The sequence below is a fragment of the Pseudomonas sp. MSSRFD41 genome (assembly GCF_014230245.1).
Classification (GTDB): domain Bacteria; phylum Pseudomonadota; class Gammaproteobacteria; order Pseudomonadales; family Pseudomonadaceae; genus Aquipseudomonas; species Aquipseudomonas piscis.
On record NZ_JACKZK010000052.1, the window covers coordinates 1 to 6360 of the forward strand.

1 protein-coding gene is annotated in these 6360 nt (G+C 67.3%); it reads left to right on the top strand.

What is annotated here, in order from left to right:
- The coding region (locus H7A76_RS32035; RefSeq protein ID WP_185702217.1) for a beta-ketoacyl synthase N-terminal-like domain-containing protein at positions 1–6360 on the top strand (6360 nt) is incomplete at both ends.

The window sequence follows — 6360 nt, forward strand, 5'->3', positions numbered from 1 at the left end:
CGGCCTGGGCTCGGTCAAGAGCAACATCGGCCATACCACGGCGGCAGCCGGGGTCGCGGGGGTGCACAAGGTACTGCTGCAGATGCGCCACCGTGAACTGGCGCCGACCCTGCACTTCGCCACGCCGAACGAGCATTTCGATTTCGCCCGTTCGCCGTTCTTCGTTAATACCCACCGCCAGGACTGGAAAGTCGCTGCTGGCCAACCGCTGCGCGCGGCGGTCAGCGCCTTCGGCATCAGCGGCACCAATGCCCATGTGGTGATCGATGCCTACCAGCCGGCTGTCGCACCGGCGGCCGCCGAGGCGGGTGCCCCGGCGCTGCTGGTGCTATCCGCGCAACGCGCTGACCGCTTGCAGGAATACGCCAAGGCGCTGCTGCGGTTCATCGAGCAGCAACCACGACTCGACCTGGCGGCCCTGGCCTACAGCCTGCAAACCGGCCGCGCGGCCCTTGAGCAGCGGTTGGCTTTCGTCGCTACTTCGCTGGAGCAGGTACGCCAGGCGCTGGGCGACTTCATCAGCGGTACGCCATCGGCATGCCTGCTGAGCGGCGAGGTGGCGACGGCCAAGGATGCCGCTTCGGTGCTGGCCGGCGAAGAGGAGTTCCAGCAGCTGCTGGTCAGCCTGTTGGAGAAACGGCGCCTGCAGAAGCTGGCCGAACTCTGGGTCAGAGGGGTGGTGATCGACTGGTCGTGCTTGTATGGCGCCGATCGTCCGCGCCGTCTGTCGCTGCCGACCTATCCCTTCGCCCGGGAGCGCTATTGGATAACGCCCCAGGTGGCGAACGGCTCATTGCCAGATGAGCGGGCGGCCCTGCACCCATTGCTCCACTGCAACAGTTCGACCTTGCAGGAACAGCGCTACAGCACCCGGCTCTCGGGTAACGAATGGTTCGTTCGCGAACACCGGGTGGCCGGGCAACCGGTGGTGCCGGGGGTGGTGCAACTGGAGTGGGCCCGCGCAGCGGCGGCCCTGGCCAGCGAACTGCCAGTGGGGCAGCCGATGGTGCTGGAGGAGGTGGCCTGGCTGCGCCCGCTGGTGGTCAGCCAGCCTCTGCTGGTGCATATCGGCCTGGTGGAAGAGCCGGGGCGCGGAGTCCGTTATGAGATCCATAGCGGCACCGGCACGCAAAAACAGCTTTATAGCCAGGGCTGGGTGCGCCCCGCGAGCGGCCAACCAGCGCCGCGGGTCGACCTGGCCGCCGTAGGTGCCTCATGCGAGTCGCAGGTGGACGCAGCGAACTGTTATGCGCGCTTCACCGAACAGGGCCTGGAGTACGGCGCGGGGTTTCGTGCCCTCAAAGAACTGCGCAGCGGCCCGCTGGCAGCGTTGGCGAGCCTGGCAGTTGCCAGCGCGGCGCCGGGCTATACCTTGCTGCCATCCCTGCTGGATGGCGCCTTGCAGGCTGCCACTGGCTGGCTGGCCAAACCGGCGCTGCAACTGCCATTCGCCGTGACCCGGGTCGAGCAGTGGGGCCCGCTACCGGACCCGGCATGGGCGGTGGTGCGGCGCGCCGGCGTGGAGCAGGGCGCAGGGCAGAGCTTCGATGTCGACCTGGCGCACGCCGATGGCCAGGTGGCGGTGCGCTTGAGCGGCTTTTGCTGTCGCACGCCCGCGCAACCAAGGCCTGCGGGAGAACTGACCCTGGCCCCACGTTGGCAAGCGCTAGAAGCCGTGAAGGCCACCGCCGTCGCCCAGGATCAGCACCTGCTGGAAGTTCCAGAGGCGATCGCTCGCCAATGGGGTACGCCTGATGGGGCTGCAGACTGTGCCAGCTGGTTGGGCGCCAGGACCGGGTTCGACCATCTGCTCTGGCATGTGCCGCGGGGCCAGCCCGGGGTCGCACGAATCGGCCTGCAACTGGTCCAGGCGCTTTTGGCCCTGGACTACGGTAGCCGGCCCCTGGCGTTGACGGTGGTCACCCGCCAGGCGCTGCCGGTTCTGGCCGTAGAACCCGGCGACCCAGAACAGGCCAGTGTCCACGGGCTGATAGGTTCGGTGGCCAAGGAATATGGCCATTGGCAGGTGCGCGTGCTCGACCTCGCCGGCCAGGACACCTGGCCGGCGGCGCAGGCCGGCCCGGATGTGCCAGAACTGCCGGGGGAAACCCTGGCCCTGCGCGACGGCCAATGGTATCGCCAGCGCCTGGTGCCCTGCGCACTGCCGGACGTCGGCGGCAGTGCGCTGCGCGAACGGGGGGTCTACCTGATCCTCGGTGGTGCCGGCGGCCTGGGCACGGTCTTCAGTGAATACCTGATCCGTCGCTACCAGGCCCAGGTGATATGGCTGGGCCGCCGGGAGCCCGATGCGGCGATCGAGGCGCAACGGGCGCGCCTGGGCAGCCTCGGCCCCACGCCGCTCTACCTGCGGGCGGATGCCACCGACCGGGCGGCGCTGGAAGCCGCCGAGCAGGTCGTTCGCCGTCGTTATGGCGCGGTGCATGGCGTGGTGCACGCCGCCATCGTGCTGGAGGATCGCGGCGTGGCGCAGATGGCCCCCGGGGTATTCGATGCCGCGCTACGGGCCAAGGCGGCCACCAGCGAGAACCTCGATGCAGTGTTCGGCCGGCAAGACCTGGATTTCATGCTGTTTTTCTCATCGATGCAAAGCTTCATCCGCGCCCCGGGCCAGGCCAACTACGCCGCCGGTTGCTGCTACGCCGATGCCTTTGCCCTGGGCCTGCGGGAGCGGCCATACCCGGTGAAAATCGTCAACTGGGGCTATTGGGGCAGCGTCGGCATAGTGGCCTCGGCCAGCTATCGGCAGCGAATGGAGGCGGCCGGGATCGGCTCGATCGAAGCACCACAGGCCATGGCGCTGCTGGAGCGCCTGCTGGCCAGCCCACTGCCACAGCTGGCGTTCTTCAAGGCCCGGCATGCGCAAGCCGCGAGCCAATGGGCAGTGACGAACGATCGCCAGTTGCAGATCAGCGCGCCGGTGGCCCCGGTGATCTTGAGTGGCGACGCCTCGCTTGGCCTGCCGCAGCGGGCGGCCCCGGTGCTGGCCGAACTGGAGCGAGCCCTGGCGCAACTGCTACGCAATCTGTTGGCCCATCAGGGCTGGGAGCATGGCCCGGCAGGCTTGGCTTCGGCCTACGTCGGTTGGCGCGAGGATGCCCTGCGCCTGCTGGACGCCAGTGGCCAGGCGCAGGCGGCGATGGACTGGCCTGGCGCCTGGCGACAATGGGAAGCCGACCGCGAGCGCCTGCTGCAAGGCCCCGACCAGGCCGTGGTGCACAACCAGATCCGCTTGCTCGATGACGTGCTGCCGGCGTTGCCCGGGATACTGCGCGCAGAGTGCGCGGCCACCGCAGTGCTGTTCCCGGGCGGGAGCGTGGAGCGGGTGCAGGGTATCTATCGCGGTCATCCGCTGGCCGACTACTTCAACACCGTGCTGGCGGAACAGCTGCTGGCCTATGTGGCGCAGCGCCTGGCCGCTGATCCCCAAACACGGTTGCGGATCATCGAGATCGGCGCGGGAACCGGCGGCACCAGCGCGCTGCTGTTCCAGCACTTGGCGCCTTATGCGCAGGCGATCGACGAGTACTGCTACACCGATGTGTCAGAGGCATTCCTGGCCCATGGGCGTGAGCAGTACGGGGAGCAGGCGTCGTACCTGCGTACCGGCAACCTGGATATAGAGCGCGATCCACGCAGCCAGGGCTTCGAGCCCGGGCACTACGACGTGGTGGTAGCGGCCAATGTCCTGCATGCGACGCAAGACATCCGCCGCACCCTGCGGCACGTCAAGAGCCTGCTGCGGGGCAATGGCCTGCTGTTGCTCAACGAACTGACCCAGGCCAGCCTGTTCACCCACCTGACCTTCGGCTTGCTCGATGGTTGGCGAATGGCGACCGACGTTGCGCTGCGGGTTCCCGGGACCCCGGCATTGGCGCCATCGACCTGGCGGCACGTACTGGAGCTCGAAGGTTATGGCTCGCTGAACCAGCCGGCGGCAGCGGCCCATGGCCTGGGCCAGCAAATCGTCACCGGCATCAGCGATGGGGTGATCGAGTTCCAGGGCGAGGCAGCGCGGCAGGCAGGGCAGGAGAGCGGCGACAGTGCTGCCCGGGAAACTCGCCCAGCCAGTCCGGCGCCGAGCGCGCTGCCAACGGACGTGGCGCAAGAGCGCGGGATGCCGGTGCGCCAGGCGATCCACGAGGCGCTGTTGGAAGTGCTGAAACTCGACCGCGCCCGGGTGCAGGAGGACCAGGCCTTTGCCAACTACGGCGTGGACTCGATCACCGGCATCACCTTGATCAACGCGCTGAACCAGAAGCTCGGCCTGCGTCTGCCGGTCACGGCACTGTTCGATTTTCCGTCGATCAGGGCACTGGCCGAGCATATCCAGCGCACGTACCCGTCCCTGGAACAACAAACCAACCGTGCCGAGGCGCCTGCCGCCAGGCTGCCGGTGCCGCCAGTGGCCGTAACCGAGCCCAGTCGCCGGCGCGCACCGGCCAGCGCCGAGCCTGCCCGGGTCGAGGTACCGCCATTAGCTGAGGTGCTGGAGCAAGTGCCGCAGGTGTGCCGACAATTGCGAATCGAGGGCCCTGGACGGATCGATGAGCTGCAGGTGATCGAAGCACCCTTGCTGCCGTTGGGGCCGGACGAAGTGCGAATCGCGGTCCGCGCCTTCGCCCTGAACTTCGGCGACCTGTTGTGTGTCAACGGCCTGTATCCCACCCAGCCGCCGTATCCCTTCACCCCGGGTTTCGAGGCCAGTGGCGTGGTGCTGGAGGTGGGGGACGAGGTGTCGCGGGTTGCGCTCGGCGATGCGGTGTTCGCCTTGGCTGGCGAAGCCTTGGGGGCCCACGCCAGCGTCATGACCTGCTCACAGGACCGGGTATTCGCCTTGCCGAAGGGGCTGTCGTTCGAGGACGCCTGCGCGCTGCCGGTGGTGGCCTTGACCATGATCGCCAGCTTTGCCCGGGCCCAGGTCAAGCCCGGCGAGCGGGTACTGATCCAGACCGCCACCGGCGGCACCGGGTTGATCGCCGTACAACTAGCGCAGCAAGCGGGAGCGGAGATCTATGCCACTGCTGGCTCCCAGGAAAAGCTCGACTACCTGGCCGGGCTGGGGGTCGCCCACCGGATCAATTATCGCGAAGAAGATTTCGAGAAAGCGGTGTTGCGGCTGACCCAGGGCCAAGGTGTGGACGTGGTGATCAATACCCTGGCCGGAGATGCGATCCAGAAAGGCTTCAACTGCTTGGCGCCTGGCGGGCGTTATGTCGAACTGGCGATGACTGCACTAATGTTAGCCCGCAGCATCGACTTGTCGCGGCTCAACGACAACCAGGCGTTCATCAGTATCGACCTGCGCAAGCAGACCCGGGACAACCCGGTGCTGCTGCAAGAGTTGGCCGATGAAATGACCAGGTTGCTGGAGGCTGGGGCGATCCGGCCCACCTTGAGCCGGGTCTTCGATTTCAGCGAGGTGCAGGACGCCTACCGCTGGTTGGCTGACCGGCGCAACATCGGCAAGGTGGTGGTCCGGGTGCCGCAAGCCGCGGTCGTGCCGGAGCCTGCACCGCAGCTTGCCAGTGACTCGGGCCGGCCCGAACCGATCGCGGTGATCGGCATGAGTGGCCGCTTCGCCAGTGCCGATAACCTGGACGATCTCTGGCAGATTCTCGCTCAGGGCCAGGATCTGCTGGAGGATGTGACGCGCTGGGATCTTGCGCGACATTTTCCCGCCTATGCCACGTATTGCCGGCGTGGCGGTTTCCTGCGCGACATCGATTGCTTCGATCCGCTGTTCTTCAATATCTCCGGGCGCGAGGCTAAGGTCATGGACCCGCAGCAGCGCCTGTTCCTCGAAGAAGCCTGGCGCGCCTTGGAGGACGCCGGGTATGCGGGCGTTAGCGGCGAAGGCTTGCGCTGCGGCGTTTATGTGGGCTGCGCTGCGGGCGATTACCAGCGGTTGTTGGAGAGCGACGCGCCGGCGCAGGCGTTCTGGGGCAATGCCGGTTCGGTAATTCCGGCGCGCATCGCCTATCACCTCAACCTGCAGGGCCCGGCCGTGGCGATCGATACCGCCTGCTCCAGCTCGCTGGTGGCGTTGCATCAGGCCTGCCAGGGGCTGCGCACCGGGGATGCCGACCTGGCTTTGGCTGGCGGCGTGTTCGTGCAGAGCACCGAGCTGTTCCATCTCCAGGCCCAGCAGGCCGGTATGCTTTCACCCAGCGGCTGCGCCTATGCCTTCGATGCCAGGGCCGATGGTTTCGTCCCGGGCGAGGGGGTCGGCGTGGTCGTGCTTAAGCGCCTGTCCCAGGCCCTGGCCGATGGCGATGTGATCCACGGAGTGATCCGCGGCACAGGGGTCAACCAGGATGGCGCGAGCAACGGCATCACGGC